Annotated in this window: 18 protein-coding genes and 1 other RNA gene; 12 read left to right on the forward strand and 7 right to left on the reverse strand. The window is 66.5% G+C overall.

Annotated elements, in window-relative coordinates:
- The first annotated feature begins 33 nt into the window (after positions 1–33).
- The 4 genes from MF609_RS10265 to MF609_RS10280 all read left to right on the forward strand — a co-directional run bounded on the left by MF609_RS10265 (position 34) and on the right by MF609_RS10280 (position 3,480).
- Positions 34–555, forward strand: a complete 522-nt coding sequence (locus MF609_RS10265; RefSeq protein ID WP_242416218.1) for a CvpA family protein — start codon at positions 34–36, stop codon at positions 553–555.
- Between the two features lie 52 nt (positions 556–607).
- On the forward strand, positions 608–1,045 hold the full coding sequence (locus tag MF609_RS10270) for an iron-sulfur cluster assembly scaffold protein (RefSeq protein ID WP_242416219.1): 438 nt from the start codon (positions 608–610) through the stop codon (positions 1,043–1,045).
- On the forward strand, positions 1,045–2,829 hold the full coding sequence (locus MF609_RS10275; protein WP_242416220.1) for a cation:proton antiporter domain-containing protein: 1,785 nt from the start codon (positions 1,045–1,047) through the stop codon (positions 2,827–2,829). The genes MF609_RS10270 and MF609_RS10275 overlap by 1 nt, the downstream gene beginning before the upstream one ends.
- Before the next feature lie 315 nt (positions 2,830–3,144).
- Positions 3,145–3,480 (forward strand): DUF423 domain-containing protein, encoded by a 336-nt coding sequence (locus MF609_RS10280; RefSeq protein ID WP_242416221.1) that lies wholly within the window; start codon positions 3,145–3,147, stop codon positions 3,478–3,480.
- A 130-nt stretch (positions 3,481–3,610) separates the two neighbouring features.
- Here MF609_RS10280 and MF609_RS10285 read toward each other — a convergent pair whose 3' ends face one another.
- The 3 genes from MF609_RS10285 to MF609_RS10295 form a co-directional block, all read right to left on the reverse strand.
- Complete coding sequence (locus MF609_RS10285; RefSeq protein WP_242416222.1) at positions 3,611–4,048, reverse strand: GNAT family N-acetyltransferase; 438 nt, start codon at positions 4,046–4,048, stop codon at positions 3,611–3,613.
- 161 nt (positions 4,049–4,209) lie between these two features.
- On the reverse strand, positions 4,210–5,706 hold the full coding sequence (gene trpE, locus MF609_RS10290; RefSeq protein WP_242416223.1) for an anthranilate synthase component I: 1,497 nt from the start codon (positions 5,704–5,706) through the stop codon (positions 4,210–4,212).
- Positions 5,703–7,730 carry a peptidylprolyl isomerase gene (locus tag MF609_RS10295; protein ID WP_336944608.1) on the reverse strand — a complete coding sequence of 676 codons (2,028 nt, stop codon included), beginning with the start codon at positions 7,728–7,730 and terminating at the stop codon, positions 5,703–5,705. The genes trpE and MF609_RS10295 overlap by 4 nt, the downstream gene beginning before the upstream one ends.
- Positions 7,731–7,785: 55 nt before the next feature.
- On the opposite strand from MF609_RS10295, the gene tpiA reads away from it, so the two are divergent.
- The 3 genes from tpiA (at position 7,786) to ffs (ending at position 9,168) form a co-directional block, all read left to right on the forward strand.
- A complete protein-coding gene (gene tpiA, locus MF609_RS10300; RefSeq protein ID WP_242416225.1) occupies positions 7,786–8,532 on the forward strand; it encodes a triose-phosphate isomerase in 747 nt (248 codons plus the stop codon).
- Positions 8,533–8,618: 86 nt separating this feature from the next.
- Positions 8,619–9,035 (forward strand): hypothetical protein, encoded by a 417-nt coding sequence (locus tag MF609_RS10305; RefSeq protein ID WP_242416226.1) that lies wholly within the window; start codon positions 8,619–8,621, stop codon positions 9,033–9,035.
- Between the two features lie 38 nt (positions 9,036–9,073).
- An RNA gene (gene ffs, locus MF609_RS10310) (signal recognition particle sRNA small type) lies at positions 9,074–9,168 on the forward strand.
- Here the strand turns inward: ffs and MF609_RS10315 are convergent.
- The 3 genes from MF609_RS10315 to parE all read right to left on the reverse strand — a co-directional run bounded on the left by MF609_RS10315 (position 9,168) and on the right by parE (position 13,757).
- Entirely contained in the window at positions 9,168–10,376 is a 1,209-nt protein-coding gene (locus MF609_RS10315) for a serine hydrolase (RefSeq protein ID WP_242416227.1), read from the reverse strand. The two genes, ffs and MF609_RS10315, sit on opposite strands and share 1 nt — an antisense overlap.
- 118 nt (positions 10,377–10,494) lie before the next feature.
- Positions 10,495–11,721 carry a hypothetical protein gene (locus tag MF609_RS10320; RefSeq protein ID WP_242416228.1) on the reverse strand — a complete coding sequence of 409 codons (1,227 nt, stop codon included), beginning with the start codon at positions 11,719–11,721 and terminating at the stop codon, positions 10,495–10,497.
- Positions 11,722–11,777: 56 nt separating this feature from the next.
- A complete protein-coding gene (gene parE / locus MF609_RS10325; RefSeq protein ID WP_242416229.1) occupies positions 11,778–13,757 on the reverse strand; it encodes a DNA topoisomerase IV subunit B in 1,980 nt (659 codons plus the stop codon).
- 155 nt (positions 13,758–13,912) lie between these two features.
- On the opposite strand from parE, the gene MF609_RS10330 reads away from it, so the two are divergent.
- Positions 13,913–14,737: an outer membrane protein gene (locus MF609_RS10330; RefSeq protein WP_242416230.1), complete on the forward strand. Its 825-nt coding sequence runs from the start codon at positions 13,913–13,915 to the stop codon at positions 14,735–14,737.
- 104 nt (positions 14,738–14,841) lie between these two features.
- On the opposite strand, the gene MF609_RS10335 is transcribed toward MF609_RS10330, so the two are convergent.
- Entirely contained in the window at positions 14,842–15,591 is a 750-nt protein-coding gene (locus MF609_RS10335) for a GcrA family cell cycle regulator (protein WP_242416231.1), read from the reverse strand.
- 85 nt (positions 15,592–15,676) lie between these two features.
- On the opposite strand from MF609_RS10335, the gene MF609_RS10340 reads away from it, so the two are divergent.
- The 4 genes from MF609_RS10340 to hslO all read left to right on the forward strand — a co-directional run bounded on the left by MF609_RS10340 (position 15,677) and on the right by hslO (position 19,958).
- On the forward strand, positions 15,677–16,513 hold the full coding sequence (locus MF609_RS10340) for an ABC transporter permease (protein WP_242416232.1): 837 nt from the start codon (positions 15,677–15,679) through the stop codon (positions 16,511–16,513).
- A gap of 99 nt (positions 16,514–16,612) precedes the next feature.
- A complete protein-coding gene (locus tag MF609_RS10345; RefSeq protein ID WP_242416233.1) occupies positions 16,613–17,803 on the forward strand; it encodes an aspartate aminotransferase family protein in 1,191 nt (396 codons plus the stop codon).
- Between the two features lie 142 nt (positions 17,804–17,945).
- The gene (gene argF / locus MF609_RS10350; RefSeq protein WP_242416234.1) at positions 17,946–18,863 is read left to right on the forward strand and encodes an ornithine carbamoyltransferase; all 918 of its coding nucleotides are present in this window, start codon (positions 17,946–17,948) and stop codon (positions 18,861–18,863) included.
- A gap of 165 nt (positions 18,864–19,028) precedes the next feature.
- Complete coding sequence (hslO, locus tag MF609_RS10355; RefSeq protein ID WP_242416235.1) at positions 19,029–19,958, forward strand: Hsp33 family molecular chaperone HslO; 930 nt, start codon at positions 19,029–19,031, stop codon at positions 19,956–19,958.
- Positions 19,959–19,961: the final 3 nt, after the last annotated feature.

The following is a 19,961-nucleotide window of genomic DNA, read 5'->3' on the forward strand; positions in this document are numbered from 1 at the left end:
GACAATCCCCCCGCCGCCCGGCATAGCCGGCCCATGGGCCTGACCTCGCTCGACATCGCCGTTCTCATCACCGTCGGCGGCGCGGCCGTGCTGGGTTTCCTGCGCGGATTCGTGACCGAGGTGCTCTCGCTCGCGGCATGGGCGCTGGTCGTATTGCTGCTGAAGCTGTTCCACACCCCGGTCGCCGCAGCGCTGGTCGGGCCGACCGGTACGGCGGGCGGCGCGGCGACGCTCGCCTTCGCACTGATCGCAGGCATCGGCTATTTCGCCGGGCGGCTGGTCGCCAACGGCATCGGCGCGCGCACCCGCGCATCGGTGCTGGGGCCGGTCGACCGTGCGCTGGGCTTCGGCTTCGGTGCGCTCAAGGGCCTGATCCTCGTCAGCCTCGCCTTCCTCCTCCTGCTGCTCGCGGCCGACTTCATCGGCGGCGGCCCGACGCGTCGACCGGCATGGATCAAGGACGCGCGCACCTATCCGCTGCTCAATGCGACCAGCACCAGCGCGGTGGACTTCATCGATCGCCGCCGCCGGGGCGAACCGGTGTTCGGCGAATAGAAATTCCCGGCGCCGACTCGCCACCGTCACGAACCCGCCCTACATCGGGCCGGTGAGCGCAAACCTGTACAACACCGAAATCCTCCGCCTTGCCGCCGAAACCGCGCAGGCCGTCCGTCTTTCCGACCCGCAAGCCTCCATCGAAAAACGCTCGCCCATCTGCGGCAGCCGCGTGACGGTCGATATCGCGCTCGGCGACGATGGCCGGGTCGGGGCCGTCGGGATGCTGGTCCGGGCCTGTGCGCTGGGGCAGGCGTCGTCGGCGCTGCTGGCGCGCGAGATCGTCGGCAAAACTCCCGCCGAGCTTGCCGCCGCCCGTGACATGCTCACCGCATGGCTGGCGGGGGAGGGCGGCCTGCCCGACTGGCCCGGCCTGACCTTGTTCGAACCGGCCCGCCCGCACAGCGCCCGCCATGCTTCGATCCGCCTCGCCTTCGAAGCCGCTGCCGAGGCCGCCGCGCAGGCCGCCGATCAGGGGGCCGCCGCCTGATGGAACACGGTACCGCGTCGCTCCTCCACGATTTCGCGCCGCTGCTGGGCGCGGCGCTGATATTCGTGCTGATCTTCCGCAAACTGGGGCTGGGTGCCACGCTCGGCTATCTCGTCGCCGGCTCGGTGGTCGGGCCTCAGGTGCTGGGGCTGGTCGGCAACGCCGAATCCAAGCTCGCCATCGCCGAACTCGGCATCACGCTGCTGCTGTTCCTCGTCGGCCTCGAACTCAGCCCGTCGCGCCTGTGGCGGATGAAGCGCGATATCTTCGGCCTCGGCCTGATGCAGGTCGTGCTGTGCGGTGTCGCGATCACCGGCGTCGTCTGGCTCGCCACACATTTCAGCTGGGCCGCCGCCATCGCACTCGGCCTGCCGCTGGCGCTGTCGTCGACCGCGCAGGTGCTGCCGATGCTGCAATCGGCCGGTCGCATGAAGACGCCGTTCGGCGAGCGCGCCTTTGCGATCCTGCTGTTTCAGGATCTGTCGATCGTCCCGCTCATCACCATCGTCGCCGCGCTGTCGCGCAATCCGGCCGATGCCGGTGGGCCGCCGGGCTGGCAACTGGCGCTGTGGACCGTCGGCGCGGTCGTCGGGCTGATCCTTGCCGGGCGCTTCCTGCTGCGTCCGCTGTTCCGGCTGATCGGCAATATGGGCGAGCGCGAGATGTTCGTGTTCGCCGGCCTGTTCACCGTGATCGCCAGCGCGGCGGTGATGCAGTCGCTGGGCCTGTCGACCGCACTGGGCGCGTTCATCGCCGGCGTGATGCTGGCCGACAGTCCGTATCGCCACGAACTGGAGGCCGATGTCGAGCCGTTCCGCTCGATCCTGCTCGGGCTGTTCTTCCTCGCGGTCGGCATGATGCTCGACCTGGGGGCGATCGTCGAACGGCCGGTGTTCGTGATCGGCATGGCGATCGCGCTGATCGCGACCAAGGGGCTGGTGATCTTCGGTCTCGGCAGGCTGTTCGGGATGCCGTGGCGCGGCGCACTCGCGCTCGGCCTGTTGCTCAGCCAGGGTGGCGAATTCGGCTTCGTCCTGTTCGCGCAGGCGCAGAACGCGCTGCTGATCGCGCCGGAAGCGGCCAGCGTGTTCGGCGCGATCGTCACCCTGTCGATGGCCACCACCCCGTTCCTGATGATGGCGACGCGCAAATTCCGCGCCGAACCGGAGAAGAAAGACGGCAAGACCCCCGAAGGCCCGCGCCACGACGGCGCCAGCGCGGTCGTCGTCGGCTATGGCCGCTTCGGACAGACCGTCGCGCAGATGCTGCTGGCGCAGGGGATCAGCGTCACCGTCATCGACATCGACGTCGAGATGATCGAGATCGCCGGCGGCTTCGGCATGAAGGTCTATTATGGCGACGGCACGCGGATCGACATGCTGCGTCTCGCGGGCGCGCAGGATGCCGAACTGCTGTTGTTCTGTACCGATGGTGACCCGTTCGATGCGGAGATGATCGAGGCGATCCACCAGGCCTTTCCCGATCCGGGCATCTTCGTGCGCGCCTATGACCGGCGCTCGGTGGTCAAGCTGGCCGGTGCCCCGGTCGAGGGGGTGTTCCGCGAAGTCCTCGATTCCGCCGTCACCATGGCCCGCGCGGCGATGACCTGTGTCGGCGTGGACGATGGCGAGATCGACCGGACCGAGGATCTGTACCGCAAGACCGACGCCAAGCGGTTGTCGCAGCAGTCGGAAACCGGCGACCTGCGGCAGGGGCGCGACATGATCTTCACCCATGCCCGTGTCAGTGCAGCATCGGGCACCGTCGCGGACGATGCGGGGTGAAGGGGCGGTGTGGACAGCCGTAACATCGCATCTGCGGTACGCCACGAGTGACCGTCACGCCGCTACGATCGTCCTGAAGGACATTATGGGAGCATTTGCCGGTAACGTCCCGCCTCCCACGTCACCCCGGACTTGATCCGGGGTCCCGCTTCTTCTGTCAGGTCGGGGAGAAAGCGGGACCCCGGATCAAGTCCGGGGTGACGAAGACAGGGACGAATATCAGCCTCCCACCGACGACCCAAAAATCGCAAGCGAACCAGCGCAAACCCCGATCGGTACATTCCCCTCACGCCGTCGAACCACGGAGCCAACCCGATGAACGTCCTCCTCCTCGCCGCGGCCCTCTCCGGCGCCATGGCGGTCGCTGCCGGAGCGTTCGGCGCGCACGGAGCCTCGGGTCCGGCGGCCGAATGGCTCAAGACCGGCGGCCAATATCAGCTTGCCCACGCCATCGCGGCGCTGGTCGCGCTGAACCTCGGCGCGCGGGGGCCGGGCTGGCTGTTCGTCGCCGGCGGGCTGCTGTTCGGCGGGTCGCTCTACGCGATGGCGCTCGGCGGTCCGCGCGGGGTGCTGGGGCCGATCACGCCGCTCGGCGGCCTCGCGATGATTATCGGCTGGCTCTGGCTCGGCTGGATCGCGCTCCGCCGCTGATCCCATCGTCACCCCGGACTCGATCCGGGGTCCCGCTTCTTCCTTCTTCCCCGCGCCGGCACCACGAAAGCCTTTCCTACAGCGGTCCCACGCCATAGCCTGCCACCGCTCTTTCCCCCGGTGAACCGCCTCAATCGACCGCGATGGTATAGGTATGGAACTGCGCATCGCGTTCCCATCCCGCCCGCACATACAGCGCATGGGCCGCGCTGTTGTCGACCGCGGTCGACAGCGTCATCCGCGCCGCGCCCACCGATCGCGCATGGTCCCGTGCAGCCGCCAGCAACGCCTCGCCGACCCCTTGGCACCGTGCCTCCGGGGCCACGAACAGGTCGTTCAGGATCAGCGTCATCCGCATCCGCACCGACGAGAAGCACGGATAAAGTTGCGTGAAGCCCGCGCCGTCGCCGGCCAGCAGGATCACCGATTCCTCGCGTGCGATCCGCTCGGTCAGGAACGCGCGCGCACCGTCTAGGTCACTGTCTTGCCCATAGAATTGGCGATAGGCGTCGAACAACGGAACGATCCGGTCGATATGCTGCAACGTCGCACGGCAAATCTGCACCATGGCCTTCCTCGCGCATCGGGACGACGGTGCCAACTTCCGCGCGTCCGTGACAACCATCCACTCTGGACGAATCATGCGGGTTCAAATGCTTGGCCGCCGATCGCCGCCAAACATCCTAACGCTGCAACATGAACCTACCGCAAACTTCGCCAACTTCCGCGCTATTGTCCGAAACGAACCGTTCCGGCCTGTGCCACCGCCTCGCGCGCGGCGGCCAGCAGCGCGCCGGCCTTCGCCTCGCACTCGCGCTGCTCATAGGCGGGATCGCTGTCGGCGACGATGCCCGCGCCCGCCTGGACATGCATCATGCCGTCCTTGACCACGGCGGTGCGCAGCACGATGCACGAATCCATCGATCCGTCCGGGCTGAAATAGCCGACGCCGCCGGCATAGGCTCCGCGCCGTTCCCGCTCCAGTTCGGCGATGATCTGGCACGCCCGCACCTTGGGCGCGCCCGATACCGTGCCGGCCGGGAAACCGGCGAACAGCGCGTCCAGTGCGTCGGCGTCGGGCCGCAGCCCGCCGACCACGTTCGACACGATGTGCATGACGTGGCTGTATAGCTCGACGGTATAGCTGTCGGTCACCCGCACGCTGCCGGCAGATGCGACCCGTCCGACATCGTTGCGGCCCAGGTCGAGCAGCATGAGATGCTCGGCGCGTTCCTTCGGGTCGGCGAGCAGGCTGGTCCGGTTCGCTTCATCCTCCGCCGCCGTCGCGCCACGCGGGCGCGTGCCCGCGATCGGGCGGATCGTGACCTCGCCATCGCGCAGCCGGACCAGGATTTCCGGGCTGGACCCGGTCAGCGCGAAGCCCGGCAGGTCGAGATGATAGAGGAACGGCGACGGGTTGATTCGCCGCAACGCGCGATAGAGTTCGAACGGTTCCAGCGGGAAGGGCGCGGTGAAACGCTGCGCCAGCACGACCTGAAAGATATCGCCCGCCGCGATATATTCCTTGGCCGCCGCGACCATCTCGCCATAGCGGCCGGCGGGCAGGGTGGGGGTCAGCGCCAGTTCGGGCACCTCCGCCAGTCGGGCGGCGGCCGGCAGCGTCGCGGCGTCCAGCGCGGCGGCCGTCGCCTCGATCCGGTCTGCCGCCGTTTCGACGCTCGCACCGGGCCACACCGGCGCGACGACGAACAGCGTATCGGACAGCCGGTCGAACACCAGCAGCACCGTCGGCCGCACGAACATCATGTCGGGCAGGCCCAGCGCATCCTCCGCCGCCCGCGGCAGCGTCTCGACCAGCCCGACCGTCTCATAGCCGAAATAGCCGACAAGGCAGGCGAGGGCGCGGGGGAGCGCGGCCGGCACGTCCATCCGGCATTGGCCGACCAGCGTCCGCAGCGCGGCAAGCGTCGGTTCGCCGCAGGGCTGGAACGCGTCGCGATCGGTCAGCCAACGCGCATTGATCGCGGCATCATGCCCCTGCGCCCGAAACACCAGATCGGGAGCCAGCCCCAACAGGCTGTAGCGACCGCGCACCGACCCGCCCTCGACCGATTCGAGCAGGAAGTCGCCGCGGCCCGGCTGGATCAGTTTCAGCGCAGCGGCGACCGGCGTCTCGGTATCGGCAACGCGTGTGGTCCACAGCAAGGCCGGCCGGCCCTCGGCCAGCGCGGTGCGGGCGGCGTCTACCCCCTCGATACCGTTCATTGTGCCGGTGCGGGCACGGCCCCGCCGACCAGCTCGTTGCGGACGCGGTTGATGGTCTGTTCGTTGCGCTTCACGCCGACCTGACGACGGACCGCCTCGACGAACTGTTCGGCATATTCGCTGCCGCTCAGGCGACCCAGCTCGCGACCGACGCCGGTGATGGCGGCCTTGTCGTTGGTCGCATCGCCACGCTGGATATTGTCGAGATAGACGATCAGCCAGCCCTCGCCATTGGGCGCGGCGGTCAGCCGGGCCTTCTTGGGAGCCATCGAGAACATCAGCTGCAGCGCGGCGGGAACCTGCGCGCCCAGCTGCGACAGCTGCGCGCGCGACGCGGTGACCGGACGCGGAGCCGGCAGGCGAGCACCCGACTGGGCGACGGCGGTGCCGAGCGGCGTGCCGCCATTGACCTTGTTCAGGATATGCTGGGCGATCGCCCGCGCCGCCTTCAGCGCCTGGTCCTGCTTGTACTGGCCGATCACCTGTTCGCGGATCTCGGCCAGCGGGCGCGGTGCGGCGCGGGTGACGTCGCCGGTCGAAACCAGGGCGAAGGTGCCGTCGGCTGCAGTCTGCACGATCTGCGGCGCGTCGCCTGCCTCGGCGGCAAAGCCTGCTTCGATGACCGGGGCCAGCGTCGGATCGGGCTGGGCAGGCTTCAGCGGATCGATGCCCTGTGCGGTGACCGGCGCGGTCGCCTGCGCCGACAGGTTGGCATCCTTGACGATCTCGTCGAACGTCGCGCCATCGGTGATGCCGCCGTCGATCTTTTCCTGGATCGCGCCGAGCGCGGTCGCACCCTTGGTCTTGCTCAGTTCGGCGACCAGTTCGGGACGTGCCTGTGCCAGCGTCTTGCCCGGAATCTGGGTGACGGCGTCGACCTTCAGCACGACGAAGCCCAGCGGTGACTGGACCGGGCCGACGACCGCGCCCTGCTGTGCGGCGAAGGCGGCATCTGCGACGGCGGCCGATGTCTTGCCTGCCAGCTGCCCCTTCGTCTGCCCGGCGAAGCTGGTCGCTTCAAGGCCGATCGCGCTGGCGGCGGCGTTCAGCGCCTGCCCGCCACGAACCGCCTGCGCCAGCTTGTTCGCCGCGGCCTGATCGGCGACGACGACCTGCGACACGCTGCGCGTCTGCGACGGGGCGAAGCGGGCGGCGTTGCTGCGATAGGCGGCCTGGAGTTCGGCATCGGTCGGGGCCGACTGCGCCGCGACGCTGGCCGGGGTGACGATGGCGTAGCGGATCACCCGGCGTTCCGGCACGGTGTAGCGCGCACGGTTGGCGTTGTAATAGGCCTGAAGCTGCTGGTCGGTCGGGGCGGCCGGCGCCGGGAACGCGGCGGTCGGCACGATCGCGACCTGCCCGCTGCGCGCTTCCTTGGCGAGCGATGCATAGGGCAGCGCCAGCTGCGCGGGCATGTAGCTGCTCTCCAGCGTGCGGGCGAGCATCAGCCGGGTGAGGGTCGCCCGGCGAATATCGTCGCGCAGCTGCTGCGGGGTGATGCGCGCGCGGGCCAGCGCCTGTTCGAAGGTCCGCTGGTCGAACTTGCCGTCCAGCCCCTGGAACGCGGGCAGGCTGGCGATCTGGCCATCGACATAGCGGTCGGACACGACCAGCCCGTGATCCTGCGCGAACTGGCGCAGCGCGGCGTCGGAAATGGCGCGGTTCAGCGACCCTTCGAACCCGCCGCGCGCGATATACTGCGCGGTGTCCAGCCCCGGCTGCTGCTGCGCGGCCTGTTGCACGTCGCCCCGGATACGTTCGGTCAGCGCGGTGTCGGTGATCTTGTCGTCGCCGACCGTCGCCACGGTCGCGCCGCTGCCGCCGAGCGACGACGGACGCAGGCCGTTGAGATCGGCCATGGCGAACCCGATGGCGATGACCGCCAGCAACAGCAGGCCGACGAAGATGCCGACCTTCGACTTGGTCATGCGCCTGAAGAAACCGAGCATCCGTGCAACCGATCGAAAGGAATGAAAGGATGCCGCTTTAGAAGGCGGTCGCGCCCGCTTCAAGGTTGCGCGCATCGCCACATGCGCTATCGGCTGTAGAACATGTAAAACGCTTCGGGGAGCCGTGGGTATGAGTCGTCGCAAGCTGGTGGCCGGCAATTGGAAGATGCACGGGCTGCGCGGGCAATTGGCCGAGGTGGCCGCGATCGATGCCGCCGCCGCGGCCGCGCCCGGCGTCGACGTGGCGCTCTGCGTCCCGGCCACGCTGGTCCACCCGGCGTCGGAGATCGCGACGACGATGCAGATCGGCGGACAGGATGTCCACGCCAATGATCGCGGCGCCCATACCGGTTGCGTCTCGGCCGAGATGTTGGTCGAATCGGGAGCGACCATCGTGATCGTCGGCCATAGCGAGCGCCGCGCCGACCAGAACGAAACCAGCCACGACGCCTGGGCCAAGGCCGCCGCTGCGCGCCGTCACGGGCTGAACGTCATCCTGTGCTGCGGTGAGACCGAGGCGGAGCGTGATGCCGGTCGCGCCGAACGCGTCGTACAGGCCCAGATCGAAAAGTCGGTGCCGGAGAGGGCGAGCGGCGACTGGTTCACGCTCGCTTATGAGCCGCGCTGGGCGATCGGCACCGGTCGCACGCCGTCCGCCGACGAAATCGCGCAGGTCCATGCGATTGCCCGCGCCAAACTGCGCCAGATGGTCGGCGATGCCGCCGATGGCATCCGCATCCTCTACGGCGGGTCGGTCACCGGGGCCAATGCCGCATCGATCCTGTCGATCGACGATGTCGACGGCGCACTGGTCGGCGGAGCGAGCCTGACCGCCGAGAAGTTCGTACCGATCATCGAAGCCGCAGCCGGCCTGTGACCGCCCGCCGCCGAAGCAGGTGGAACAGCCCGCGTCAGTGTCGGTTCATCCTGGATGTGGTATGGCGGCATATTGCTCCAACCGGGATGACGATCATGCGTCTATCAAGCCTGTTGCCGATTGCCCTGGTCGCCCTGAGCGCGACCCCGTCGATCGCCCGCGAACGCGACAATGCGGCCGGGGAGGCGGCATTATCCCGCATCACCGAGCGGCGCGATGCCGGCAAGCCGGTCGATTGCATCAACCTGCGCGATATCCGATCGAGCGAGATCGTGCCGAATACCGCCATCGTCTATCGCATGAACAACGGTACGCTGTTCGTGAACCGGCCGCAGGGCGGGGCGTTTCTGGATTATGACGACATTCTGGTCACGCGGACCATCGGCACGCGTTTGTGCCGGATCGATATCGTCAACCTGCTCGACCGCAATTCACGGATGACCAGCGGGTCGGTTTCGCTTGGGGATTTCGTACCCTATTCGAAGCTGCCACCGCGCAACTGATCCCCTTGCGCCCGGGCGCGGCTTCGCCCATATGGCGCTCGGGAGTCGGGCGGACGATGCCGTCGCCAACCCGGTCAGGTCCGGAAGGAAGCAGCCGCAACGATTTCGCAGCGGGTCGTCCGGCTCCCACCTCTATCGCGGCGCGGCAAGCTCCAGCGCGCGGGTCATCAACCCGGTGAATTGCAGCGTGTCGACCTCCCTTGCGGGGTCGTTGATGCCTGCTGCCATCGCGTACCAGCTGCCGTCCTGTGCCTGTAGCAGGAACGCCATGGTCAGAACGCCGGGTTCCGAGCCGCCCTTATAGCCGACATAGCGCCAGTGTTTGGTGGCGTCGGGAATGCCCGGGTTCTTCGACAGGACCGCACGCAGTTCCGCACCCGCCGGGCCGTCCATGTGCCGCCGTAGCCAGTCCATCGCACGGATCAGGTCGTTCGGGCTGGCGAACCATTCCAGTTCGGCGATGCGCAACGGCTTGCCGTTCTGGAACAGGTCGCGCGGGATCGCGGCGATCGGCGTTTCGAGCACGGTCCCGTCGACCAGCGCCCGCCGCCCCTTGGCGTCGAGCGCCAGATACCGGCTGCCGAGCGCACCACCGTCGACACCTTTCAGTTTGAACAGCTCCAGCGCGCCGAGGAACGGGACATTGCGCGCGCCGCCATCGGTGAAGCCAACGACCGGCAGCATCGCCTCCACCTTTTTCCGGCCAAGGTGGAAGAGCAGGATATCGGTCGCACTATTGTCGCTGACCGATATCATCCGCTCCGCCAGCTCCTTCAGCGCTATGCGTGTGCCCTTCGGCTGTTGCGCATAGCCACCGCCGGGCAGCGCCGATCCATCAAGCGTCACCACGTCGTTCCACTTGCGCTCCCCCGCCTCGATCGATCGCACCAGTTCGGCTAGGATGACGAGCTTGAAGGCCGATCCGATAGCGATGGGGGTGGTGGCGTCGTGCGAATTCGTCGTAACCGGTGCTTTAGCGCTCAGCCGGGCAATGGCAAAACCGGTCGAGCCAGGAAACGCCTTCAATTGCTCGACGACCATCGCGATCGAACCGGCGGTGTTGCGCGATGGGACCGCGCCGAGCAGGCGCAGCCCGGTGACGGTGTGCGGTCCCGCCGGATCCACCGCAATTTCGGCGTTTAGCGTTCCGCGCTCGAACCCGATGCGAAGCTGCGCGGTCCATGGCGTGATGGCCTTGATCGCTTCGATCCCGGTCGGCTTGCCCAGTGCGTTCGCCAGTTGCGCGTTGATCGCAATCAGCTTTGCTTCGGACGCCGCTGCCTTGAATGCGGGCGAAAACAGCGTTGCGTAATTGCCGTCTCCGCCTAGCAGTCGTACCACCTGGTGCGCACGATCGCTGAGTTCGGGTGTAACTGCGGTTGGAAGTTGTACGGTGACAGACGGCTGCGGCGACACGAGCGGTGCCGCCGCCTGTAATGAGATTAGAAGCAACAAGGCTTCATACTATCGGACGGGGAACGTTCGCGGAACCCGCGCCAGCGGAAGCGGTAGGCTCCACCGACAGGTCCGTCATCTCGATCCGCGCTATCGGCGACCGCGTAGCCAGTCGTGATCCAGTCGTTACCTGCAGCGACGCAGTCTTTGTATAGCGCTCGACCCGAAACACACCTGGTTCACCGTTCACGATTGTCAGCGGGGCATACCGCCGCGTGGCGATGGATTTGGCAACCGCCTTGGCCCAATCGCCGCTGTAATGGTCGCTGGTTCGGATCGTTTCTATTTCCTGCGGCAAGCCGTTGGCATCAATGTAGAACGCAACGTCGATCCATTGATCTTCAACCAGATCGGCTGACATCATCGATGTGCCTGACATTACTGCCCCCTCCGACTGAGCGTTGGTCGCAGTGCGGGCGTTGTTCAGATCGACCGGCTCACCGTATAGCAAGGTCGGTCGCGCGGTCGGCGGAGCTGAGCGGATTGATGCCAGCATTTGGTTAATTCGTTCGGGCGATGCACCGCGCAGCGACATCCGCTCGAGACCTTGCCGTGCGGCCGCCGCGAAGGCTGCATGTTCGGGCACGGGACTAGCAGCCAGCTCGCGGAACACCTGCCGCGCCCGGAAGGTGTAGGCATAATCGGGCTTGGCGAGTGAGGCGAGCAGGATTCCCCGGCGAAAGCGGGCGTAGCCTTCAACCTTACGATTGCCGATCGCCAGCGCAGCCTTTTCGATCTCCCGATAATTACTCTCGGCGATCCTGACATTGAAAACTTTGGCATAAACGTCGGCAAGTTCGATCTGCCCGACCAACACATCCGGGTTGTCATTGCCAAGGCCGGCACGCAACGAGGATACCATATCGATAGTGCTCGAACGCTCTAGCGCGACTTCGCCCAGATGCGCGGACAGTCGGGCATGGGCACGGAACAGGCTGGCGACTTCCCGGGGTAGCTCGGCGGCATAACCGCGATTGCGCCGGATGCCTGCCGCCGCAGTGTTCTGCGCGTTCTCATACTTACCGGCGACGAACAGGTTTTCGGCATGTGCCAACGTGGCGGCAATATCTTCCTTCGGCGGGCAATGACGCGCAATACAGGCGCTCAATGCCTTTTCCGAGTCACTCAGGCGAGTACCCGTAACAACAATTTCGGGAGCTGGCTTAGCCGCTGGTTCCTGCGGCGGGACCGGCGCGACGAGCGCCAGTAACGCGGTGAACATCGACTGCATCTTTGCGGACCCTTTTCCGGTTTCCGTCCCCACATCCGATGCTGCGCTCGCTTTCGTCAGGCGTCAATGACCTCGTCATCCAGTCGCGCGGCATTTTCCTGGATGAAGGCGAAGCGGTGCGCCGGATTGGTGCCCATCAACCGGTCGACGAGGTCCTTTACCGCCGCGCGCTCTTCATATTCCTTGGGCAGGGTGATGCGGATCATGCTGCGCGAATTGGGGTCCATCGTCGTCTCTCGCAGCTGGCCGGGGTTCATCTCGCCCAGCCCCTTGAAGCGTGCGACTTCCACCTTCTTGCCCTTGAACGCGGTCCGTTCCAGCTCGGCACGGTGGGCGTCGTCCCGCGCGTAGAGCGATTTCGCGCCCACCGTCAGGCGGTAGAGCGGCGGCTGCGCCAGATAGAGGTGCCCGCGCCGGACGATCTCCGGCATCTCCTGAAAGAAGAAGGTCATCAGCAGCGTCGCGATATGCGCCCCGTCGACGTCGGCATCGGTCATGATAACGATGCGTTCGTAGCGCAGCGCATCGGGTTGGCAGTCCTTGCGCGTGCCGCAACCCATGGCGAGGATCAAATCGGCGATCTCCTGATTCGCCAGAATCTTCGCACTGGTCGCCGAGGCGACGTTCAGGATCTTGCCGCGGATCGGCAGGATCGCCTGCGTCTTGCGGTCGCGCGCCTGCTTCGCCGACCCGCCCGCCGAGTCGCCCTCGACGATGAAGAGTTCGGTGCCGGCGGGATCGTCCGACGCACAGTCGGTCAGCTTGCCCGGCAGGCGCAGCTTGCGCGACGACGTCGCGGTCTTGCGCTTGACCTCGCGCTCCGCCTTGCGCCGCAGCCGTTCGTCCATCCGGTCGAGGACGAGGCCGAGCAGCGCCTTGCCCCGGTCCATATTATGGCTGAGGAAATGGTCGAAATGGTCGCGCACCGCCTTTTCGACGAGGCTGGCGGCCTCGACGCTGGTCAGCCGGTCCTTCGTCTGGCTCTGGAACTGCGGGTCGCGGATGAAGACCGACAGCATCAATTCGCTGCCGACCGTCACATCGTCGGCGGTCATGTCCTTCGCGCGCTTGTTGCCGACCAGATCGGCAAAGCCGCGCAGGCCCCGCACCAGCGCCTGCCGCAATCCCTGTTCGTGGGTGCCGCCGTCGGGCGTCGGGATGGTATTGCAATAATAGCTGTAGCTGCCGTCGCTCCATAGCGGCCAGGCGACCGCCCATTCGACCCGGCCTGCCTCGCCCGGAAAATCCTGCGTTCCCGTGAAGAAGTCGGCCGTCGCGCATTCGCGGCCGCCGACCTGTTCGCGCAGATGGTCGGCCAGGCCGCCGGGAAACTGGAACACGGCTTCGGCCGGAACGTCGGTGCCTTCGACCAGTGCGGACGCGCATTTCCAGCGGATTTCGACGCCAGCGAACAGATACGCCTTCGACCGCACCAGCTTGTGCAGCCGCGCCGGCTTGAATTGCAGGTCCGCAAAGATTTCGGTATCGGGCGTGAACGCGACCAGCGTGCCGCGCCGGTTGGGTGCCGCGCCGACATGTTCCAGCGGGCCGATGGTCTGTCCCTGCGAAAAACGCTGGCGATAGAGTTGCCGGTCGCGCGCCACCTCGACCACCGTATCGACCGACAATGCGTTGACGACCGAGATGCCGACGCCGTGCAACCCGCCCGACGTCGCATAGGCCTTGCCGGCGAACTTGCCGCCGGAGTGCAATGTCGAAAGGATGACCTCCAGCGCGGACTTGTCGGGAAATTTCGGGTGCGGATCGACCGGAATGCCGCGCCCGTTGTCGATGATGGTCAGCCGGTTGCCGACATCCAGCTGTACTTCGATCCGGGTCGCGTGACCCGCGACCGCCTCGTCCATCGCATTGTCGAGGACTTCGGCGGCGAGGTGATGGAGCGCACGTTCGTCGGTACCGCCGATATACATGCCCGGCCGGCGGCGGACCGGCTCCAGTCCCTCCAGCACCTCGATCGAGGATGCGTCATAGGCGGGCGGGGTAGGAATGTTCGCTTCGAACAGATTTTCGGCCATGGCTGGCGTATAGAACGAAACGGGGTCATCCGCAAAGCGCGTCGCGTGTCGATCGCAGCGTCGGTTACCGGCAACGAAATGTTACGCTGCATCGCGGGAGCGACCCGATCCACCGACCGTTGGGCAGGGGCGTACAGCGTGTTGGAGTATAGCATATGCGTTTTTCGATGTTCGTGATGACCGGGGTGGCGGCGATGGCGGCGGTACCCGCTGCAGCGCAGGAGGGGCGGACGTGGAACGGCGGCTATGCCGGGATCAGCGCGGGGCTGGATTTCCAGGGGCGCGACAGCAATGCGCCGATCGAATTCGACACGAACCTTGACGGGACGTTCGGGGATACGGTGCGCACCACCGCCAATGCCGACGCGTTCTCGCGTGGTTTCTGCGGCGGCCGGGCACTCGGTCCGAACCCCACCGGATGTCAGCGCGACAGCGATCGCCTGGGCTATGCCGGCCATGTCGGGTATGACGTTCAGTTCGGCAACATCGTCGTCGGTGCGGTCGGGGAATTCGGCAAGAGCAACATTGTCGATTCATCCAGCGCCTACAGCACCACGCCAGCGCGGTACGCGTTCGTGCGGACGATGGACTGGAATGCGCAGGGACGCCTGCGTGCCGGCTATGCGATCGGCGATACGCTGCCCTATGTGACGGGTGGTGCCGCGTTGGCGCGCATCGATCACGGGTTCGAAACCAGCAACGGTGCCAACAGCTTCACCCAGGATCGCGACAAGCGCAATGCTTGGGGTTACACGGCGGGCGGCGGTGTCGAACAGCGCGTGTCGGACAACTTCTCGATCGGCGTGCTGTACACCTATACCAGCGTCAACGACCGTTCGCCGACGGTTCGTGTCGGACCAGGCACGGCATTGGCGAACAACCCGTTCCTGCTGGTCAATGCCAACGGAACCGATATGCGTCGCAGCGACGACCGGTTCGACTGGCACAGTGCCCGCGTTCGTGCGAGCTTCCGCTTCTAAGACAGGGTGGATGGTGTCGGCTCGATGGAGGGCCGGCACCGTGTCGGATCACCGTTCCGACAGCAAAAGAGCCGCATCGGGCGACCGATGCGGCTCTTTTCGTATCAGCGGACGCGCGGGCCGCCATAGGGCAGCGGGGGCGGCGGGCGGCGATCGCGACGCGGCAGCTGCGCCTGATAGGCATGGCCGCAATGGTCGACGCAGTAGGGGAAGCCGGGGTTCACCTTCTCACCACAGAAATGGAAGTCCGGCTCGCCGGGATGGCCGATCGGCCATTTGCAGATGCGGTCGTTCAGGTCGAGCAACGTCGTCTTGCCCGCGATCGCGTCGCTCGGCCGCGCCGGCACCAGGCGGCGGGGCGGGGCGGGGGTCAGCGGCGCGCTCTGTTCACCCGGATTCTGCCGCAGGAAGCCACCGGGGCCGACCGAGCGCATGACCGGCTCGGCCCGACGCGGGGCGGCGACCGGTGCGTCGTCGTCCTCTTCTTCCTCGTCGTCCGCCTGATCCTCTTCGGGAAGCGGTGTGAACGGGTCGTTCTCGACCGGGGCGGCCGCGACAGGTTCGGGCTTCGGTTCGGGCGCGGGTGCCGGCTTCGGAGCGGGCGGGGGAGGCGGCGGCGGTGCGGCGACGACCGGTGCCGGCTCCGGCGCTGCGGGCTTCGGCGCGGGTGCCGCCGCCTTGGCCGCGTCGTTCGACTTCACCGGCGACGGGCGCGACTGCAGGCCCAGGCGATGCGCCTTGCCGATCACCGCATTGCGGCTGATCCCGCCCAGCTCCTCGGCGATCTGGCTGGCGGTCATCCCCGATTCCCACATCTTGGCCAATGTCGCGATGCGTTCTTCGGTCCAACTCATGCCCGTCTTCGTCCTTCGCTTCGTCACGTGCGCCGACGACCATGATCCTTGCCGCCGCGCGCGCCAGCGATTAGGCGACACAGCCATGCAGGAACAATCCCCGTCGCGCGCAAAAATCATCATCGCCGACCCCGGCGTGCCGGTCATCCGAAACGTCAACTGGGGCGGGCTGCGCACGCTCTATATCAAGGAGGTGCGCCGTTTCTTCAAGGTGCAGCTTCAGACCATCTGGGCACCGGCGGTCACGACGCTGCTGTTCCTCGTGATCTTTTCGGTCGCGATGGGCGGCGCGGGGCGCACCGTGCTCGGCGTGCCCTTCCCCGATTTCGTCGCGCCGGGCCTGATCGCGATGGCGATGCTGAACAACGCCTTCGCCAATTCCAGCTTCGCGCTGCTGGTCGGCAAGATTCAGGGGACGGTGGTCGATTACCTGATGCCGCCGCTGTCGACCGGCGAGCTGCTTGCGGCACTCGTCGGCGGCGCGGTGACGCGTGCGTTCCTCGTCGGGCTGGTGCTGTGGGGCGCGATGCTGCTCTATCCCGGCGTCCATGTGATGCCCCGTCATCCCGGAGCCGTGCTATGGTTCGGGCTGTTCGGATCGACCTTCCTCGCGCTCGCCGGGGTCATGACCTCGATCTGGGCGGAGAAGTTCGATCATGCCGCCGCGATCACCAATTTCGTAATCGGGCCGCTGACGCTGCTGTCGGGCACCTTCTATTCGGTCGAGGCGCTGACCCCGGCCTTTCGCTCGATCAGCCACCTGAACCCGTTCTTCTACATCATTTCGGGGTTCCGCTACGGATTTCTCGAGCGCGCCGACTCGCCGGTGCTGCTCGGCGGCGCGGTGATCCTCGCGGTCGATGTCGCGATGGCGATCGGCTGCTACGCACTGCTGCGGTCGGGGTGGAAGCTCAAGAATTGACGAATCCGTCCAAGGGGCGGTACAGCGCCGCTCCGGGCGGCCGGGTTGGCCGCCCTTTTGCGTTTTGAACGCCGATATTTCTCATGAAGGAGCAGTTCGATGACGACCCCCGCGCTCATGCCCGTCTATCCACGGTGCGGCGTGCGTCCGGTCCGAGGCGAGGGCTGCTATCTTTATGGTGAAGACGGCACGCAATATCTCGACTTCGCCGCCGGCATCGCCGTCAATGCGCTGGGCCATGGCCACCCGCATTTGACCAAGGCGATCCAGGAGCAGGCCGCGACGCTGATGCATGTCAGCAACCTCTACGGCTCGCCGCAGGGTGAGGCGCTGGCGCAGCGGATCGTCGATCACAGCTTCGCCGATACCGTGTTCTTCACCAATTCGGGTGCCGAAGCGGTCGAGTGCGCGATCAAGACCGCGCGCCGCTTCCACTTCGCCAACGGCAACCCCGAACGGCATACGCTGATTACCTTCAACCAGGCGTTCCACGGGCGGACGCTCGGCACCATTTCGGCCACCAATCAGGCCAAGATGCGCGACGGCTTCGAGCCGCTGCTGCCGGGCTTCAAATATGCCGAGTTCAACGATCTCGAAGGCGCGTTGGCGCTGATCGACGACAACACTGCCGGCTTTCTGGTCGAACCGGTGCAGGGCGAAGGCGGTCTGCGCACGGCGACGCCCGAATTCCTGACCGGCCTGCGTAAGGCATGTGACGAACGCGGTCTGTTGCTGGTGCTGGACGAGGTGCAGTGCGGTTACGGCCGGACCGGCACGCTGTTCGCGCATGAGCAATATGGCGTGAAGCCCGACATCGTGTCGGCGGCAAAGGGCATCGGTGGCGGCTTTCCGTTCGGCGCGTGCCTCGCGACCGAGGAAGCGGCCAAGGGCATGGTGTTCGGCACCCATGGTTCGACCTATGGCGGCAACCCGCTCGCCATGGCGGCGGGGCAGGCGGTGCTGGACGTCATGCTTGAGCCCGGCTTCTTCGAGCATGTGAAGACGATGGGCGACCGCCTGCGCTCCAGCCTCGAACAGATGATTCCGAACCACGACCACCTGTTTCAGGAGGTTCGGGGCATGGGGCTGATGCTGGGCCTCAAGCTCAAGTCGGACAGCCGCCGCTTCGTGGCGCATCTGCGCGATCATCACAATCTGCTGACGGTGGCGGCCGGCGACAATGTCGTCCGCGTTCTGCCGCCGCTGGTGATCGACGAGAGCCATATCGCGGAAGCGGTGGAGAAGCTGTCGGCGGCGGCACGGGTCTACGTCCCGGTCGCCGACGATTGATTGATTTCCTCCCCGATACGGGGAGGGGGACCATGCGAAGCATGGTGGAGGGGGCCCGCCCCGGAACGCAGCGCCGGTGGAGAACCCCCTCCACCGTCCTGCGGACGGTCCCCCTCCCCTTGCAGGGGAGGATTTACCTAGAATGCGCCATTTCCTCGATCTCGCCTCGGCCGGAGCCGATGGCATCGCCGCCATCCTGAACGACGCGCTCGACGCCAAGGCCGCGCGTAAGGGCTGGCCGAAGGGCCGCGCCGACGCCGACGCGTCGCTCGCCGGACATACGCTCGCCTGCGTGTTCGAAAAATCATCGACCCGCACGCGCGTGTCGTTCGACATGGCGATGCGCCAGCTGGGCGGATCGGCCCTCGTGCTGGATGCCGGCACGTCGCAGCTGGGGCGGGGCGAGACGGTCGCCGATACCGCCCGCGTCCTGTCGGGCTATTGCGATGCGATCATGGTGCGCACCGACGATCCGGCCAAGCTGGACGAAATGGCGCGCTATGCATCGGTTCCGGTCATCAACGGCCTGACCGACCAATCGCATCCCTGCCAGATCGTCGCCGACCTGCTGACCGTGATCGAGGCGGGTAAGGCTTTGCCGGGCCTGAAATGGGCATGGCTCGGCGATGGCAACAACGTGCTGCATTCGATCGTCGAGGCGGGCGCGCTGATGGGCTTCGATGTCGTCGCGGCCTGCCCGGAAGGTTATGATCCCGACCCGAAGGTGATCGAGGCAACCGGCGGTCGTGCGACGATCACCCGCGATCCGGTCGCGACGGTGCGCGATGCCGATGTGATCGTCACGGACACCTGGATTTCGATGGGGCAGGCGCATGCCGAGCAGAAGCTGGCGGCGATGGCCCCTTATCAGGTCGACGCGGCGCTAATGGGCCATGCGAAGCCGGACGCGGTATTCCTCCACTGCCTGCCGGCGCATCGCGGCGAGGAAGTTACGCCCGACGTCATCGACGGGCCGCAGTCGCTGATCTGGCCGGAGGCGGAGAACCGCCTCCACGCACAGAAGGCGGTATTGCGCTGGTGCTTCGGCCTGATCGGCTGATCCCGCAATCACGTCTGGCAAAGCGGCCGGGTGGCCTGCGTTCCGTATCGGGATGCAGGCCGCCCGGTTTTTGCATGTGCGAACGCTGGCCGACGCAAAGCGCTTGCGGAATCTGTCGCGCGCTACCATGTGAGTGATCGATCACAGTTTGCCCCCGCGCGGGGCATGAGGAGCTTTCGTTTGTCCGATACCGTCCGCCTGCCCGACCTCGATCGCGCGATCGGGTTCACGCTGCCCGACCATCACGCGCGCGGCCGTGTCGTACGGCTGGGGCCGGTCGCCCAGTCGATCCTGGCGGCCCATGCCTATCCGGCACCGATCGAGAAGCTGCTGGCCGAATCGCTGGCGCTGACCGCGCTACTCGGATCGACGCTGAAAGAGGCCGAAGGCCAGCTGACGCTGCAGGCGCAGACGCAAGGCGGAATCATCCGCCTGATGGTGTGCGATTACAAGAATGGCGAACTGCGCGGTTATGTCGATTACGACGCCGACCGGCTGGCCGAACTGGGCGAAGACCCGTCACTGTTCGCGCTGTTCGGGCAAGGCTATCTCGCGATCACCTTCGATCAGGTGACCTCGGGCGAGCGCTATCAGGGCATCGTGCCGCTCGACGGGGAATCGATTGCGCAGGCGGCGGAGAGCTATTTCCTGCAGTCCGAACAGATTCCGTCGCTGGTCCGGCTGGGGATTGGTGTCGATGACAATGGCAATCGTATCGCCGGCGGCATCTTCCTCCAGCATCTTCCCGAAGGCGAGGAGGGGCGCGAGCGGCTGCACACGCGGCTCGACCATCCCGAATGGCACCATGTCGAGGCACTGGGCGCGACCATGGGCGCGGATGAGCTTGCCGACCCGATGTTGCCGCTGGAAACTTTGGTGTGGCGCCTGTTCAACGAGGAGCGCGAAGTCCGCGTCCTCGCAACGACCATGCTGACCCGCGGCTGCCGCTGCGACCGGGACTATATTGCGGGCGTGATCTCCCGCTTTCCGGAAGAAGAGCGTGCAGCGATGGCGGATGAGCAGGGGATTATCACGGTCGACTGCGCATTCTGCGCAACGAAATTTCGGCTCGCGCTGGCCGATATCGCGGCCTGACGC

Origin of the sequence: Sphingomonas panni (assembly GCF_022664435.1) — a bacterium.
GTDB lineage: Bacteria > Pseudomonadota > Alphaproteobacteria > Sphingomonadales > Sphingomonadaceae > Sphingomonas > Sphingomonas panni.

Coding starts and splice junctions, on each gene's coding strand:
- argF (WP_242416234.1), top strand. CDS start 17,946: ATGCGCCATTTCCTCGATCTCGCCTCGGCCGGAGCCGATGGCATCGCC.
- tpiA (WP_242416225.1), top strand. CDS start 7,786: ATGAGTCGTCGCAAGCTGGTGGCCGGCAATTGGAAGATGCACGGGCTG.
- parE (WP_242416229.1), bottom strand. CDS start 13,757: ATGGCCGAAAATCTGTTCGAAGCGAACATTCCTACCCCGCCCGCCTAT.
- hslO (WP_242416235.1), top strand. CDS start 19,029: ATGAGGAGCTTTCGTTTGTCCGATACCGTCCGCCTGCCCGACCTCGAT.
- MF609_RS10295 (WP_336944608.1), bottom strand. CDS start 7,730: ATGCGCGCAACCTTGAAGCGGGCGCGACCGCCTTCTAAAGCGGCATCC.
- MF609_RS10265 (WP_242416218.1), top strand. CDS start 34: ATGGGCCTGACCTCGCTCGACATCGCCGTTCTCATCACCGTCGGCGGC.
- MF609_RS10340 (WP_242416232.1), top strand. CDS start 15,677: ATGCAGGAACAATCCCCGTCGCGCGCAAAAATCATCATCGCCGACCCC.
- MF609_RS10275 (WP_242416220.1), top strand. CDS start 1,045: ATGGAACACGGTACCGCGTCGCTCCTCCACGATTTCGCGCCGCTGCTG.
- trpE (WP_242416223.1), bottom strand. CDS start 5,706: ATGAACGGTATCGAGGGGGTAGACGCCGCCCGCACCGCGCTGGCCGAG.
- MF609_RS10285 (WP_242416222.1), bottom strand. CDS start 4,048: ATGGTGCAGATTTGCCGTGCGACGTTGCAGCATATCGACCGGATCGTT.
- MF609_RS10320 (WP_242416228.1), bottom strand. CDS start 11,721: ATGCAGTCGATGTTCACCGCGTTACTGGCGCTCGTCGCGCCGGTCCCG.
- MF609_RS10330 (WP_242416230.1), top strand. CDS start 13,913: ATGCGTTTTTCGATGTTCGTGATGACCGGGGTGGCGGCGATGGCGGCG.
- MF609_RS10335 (WP_242416231.1), bottom strand. CDS start 15,591: ATGAGTTGGACCGAAGAACGCATCGCGACATTGGCCAAGATGTGGGAA.
- MF609_RS10305 (WP_242416226.1), top strand. CDS start 8,619: ATGACGATCATGCGTCTATCAAGCCTGTTGCCGATTGCCCTGGTCGCC.
- MF609_RS10345 (WP_242416233.1), top strand. CDS start 16,613: ATGACGACCCCCGCGCTCATGCCCGTCTATCCACGGTGCGGCGTGCGT.
- MF609_RS10280 (WP_242416221.1), top strand. CDS start 3,145: ATGAACGTCCTCCTCCTCGCCGCGGCCCTCTCCGGCGCCATGGCGGTC.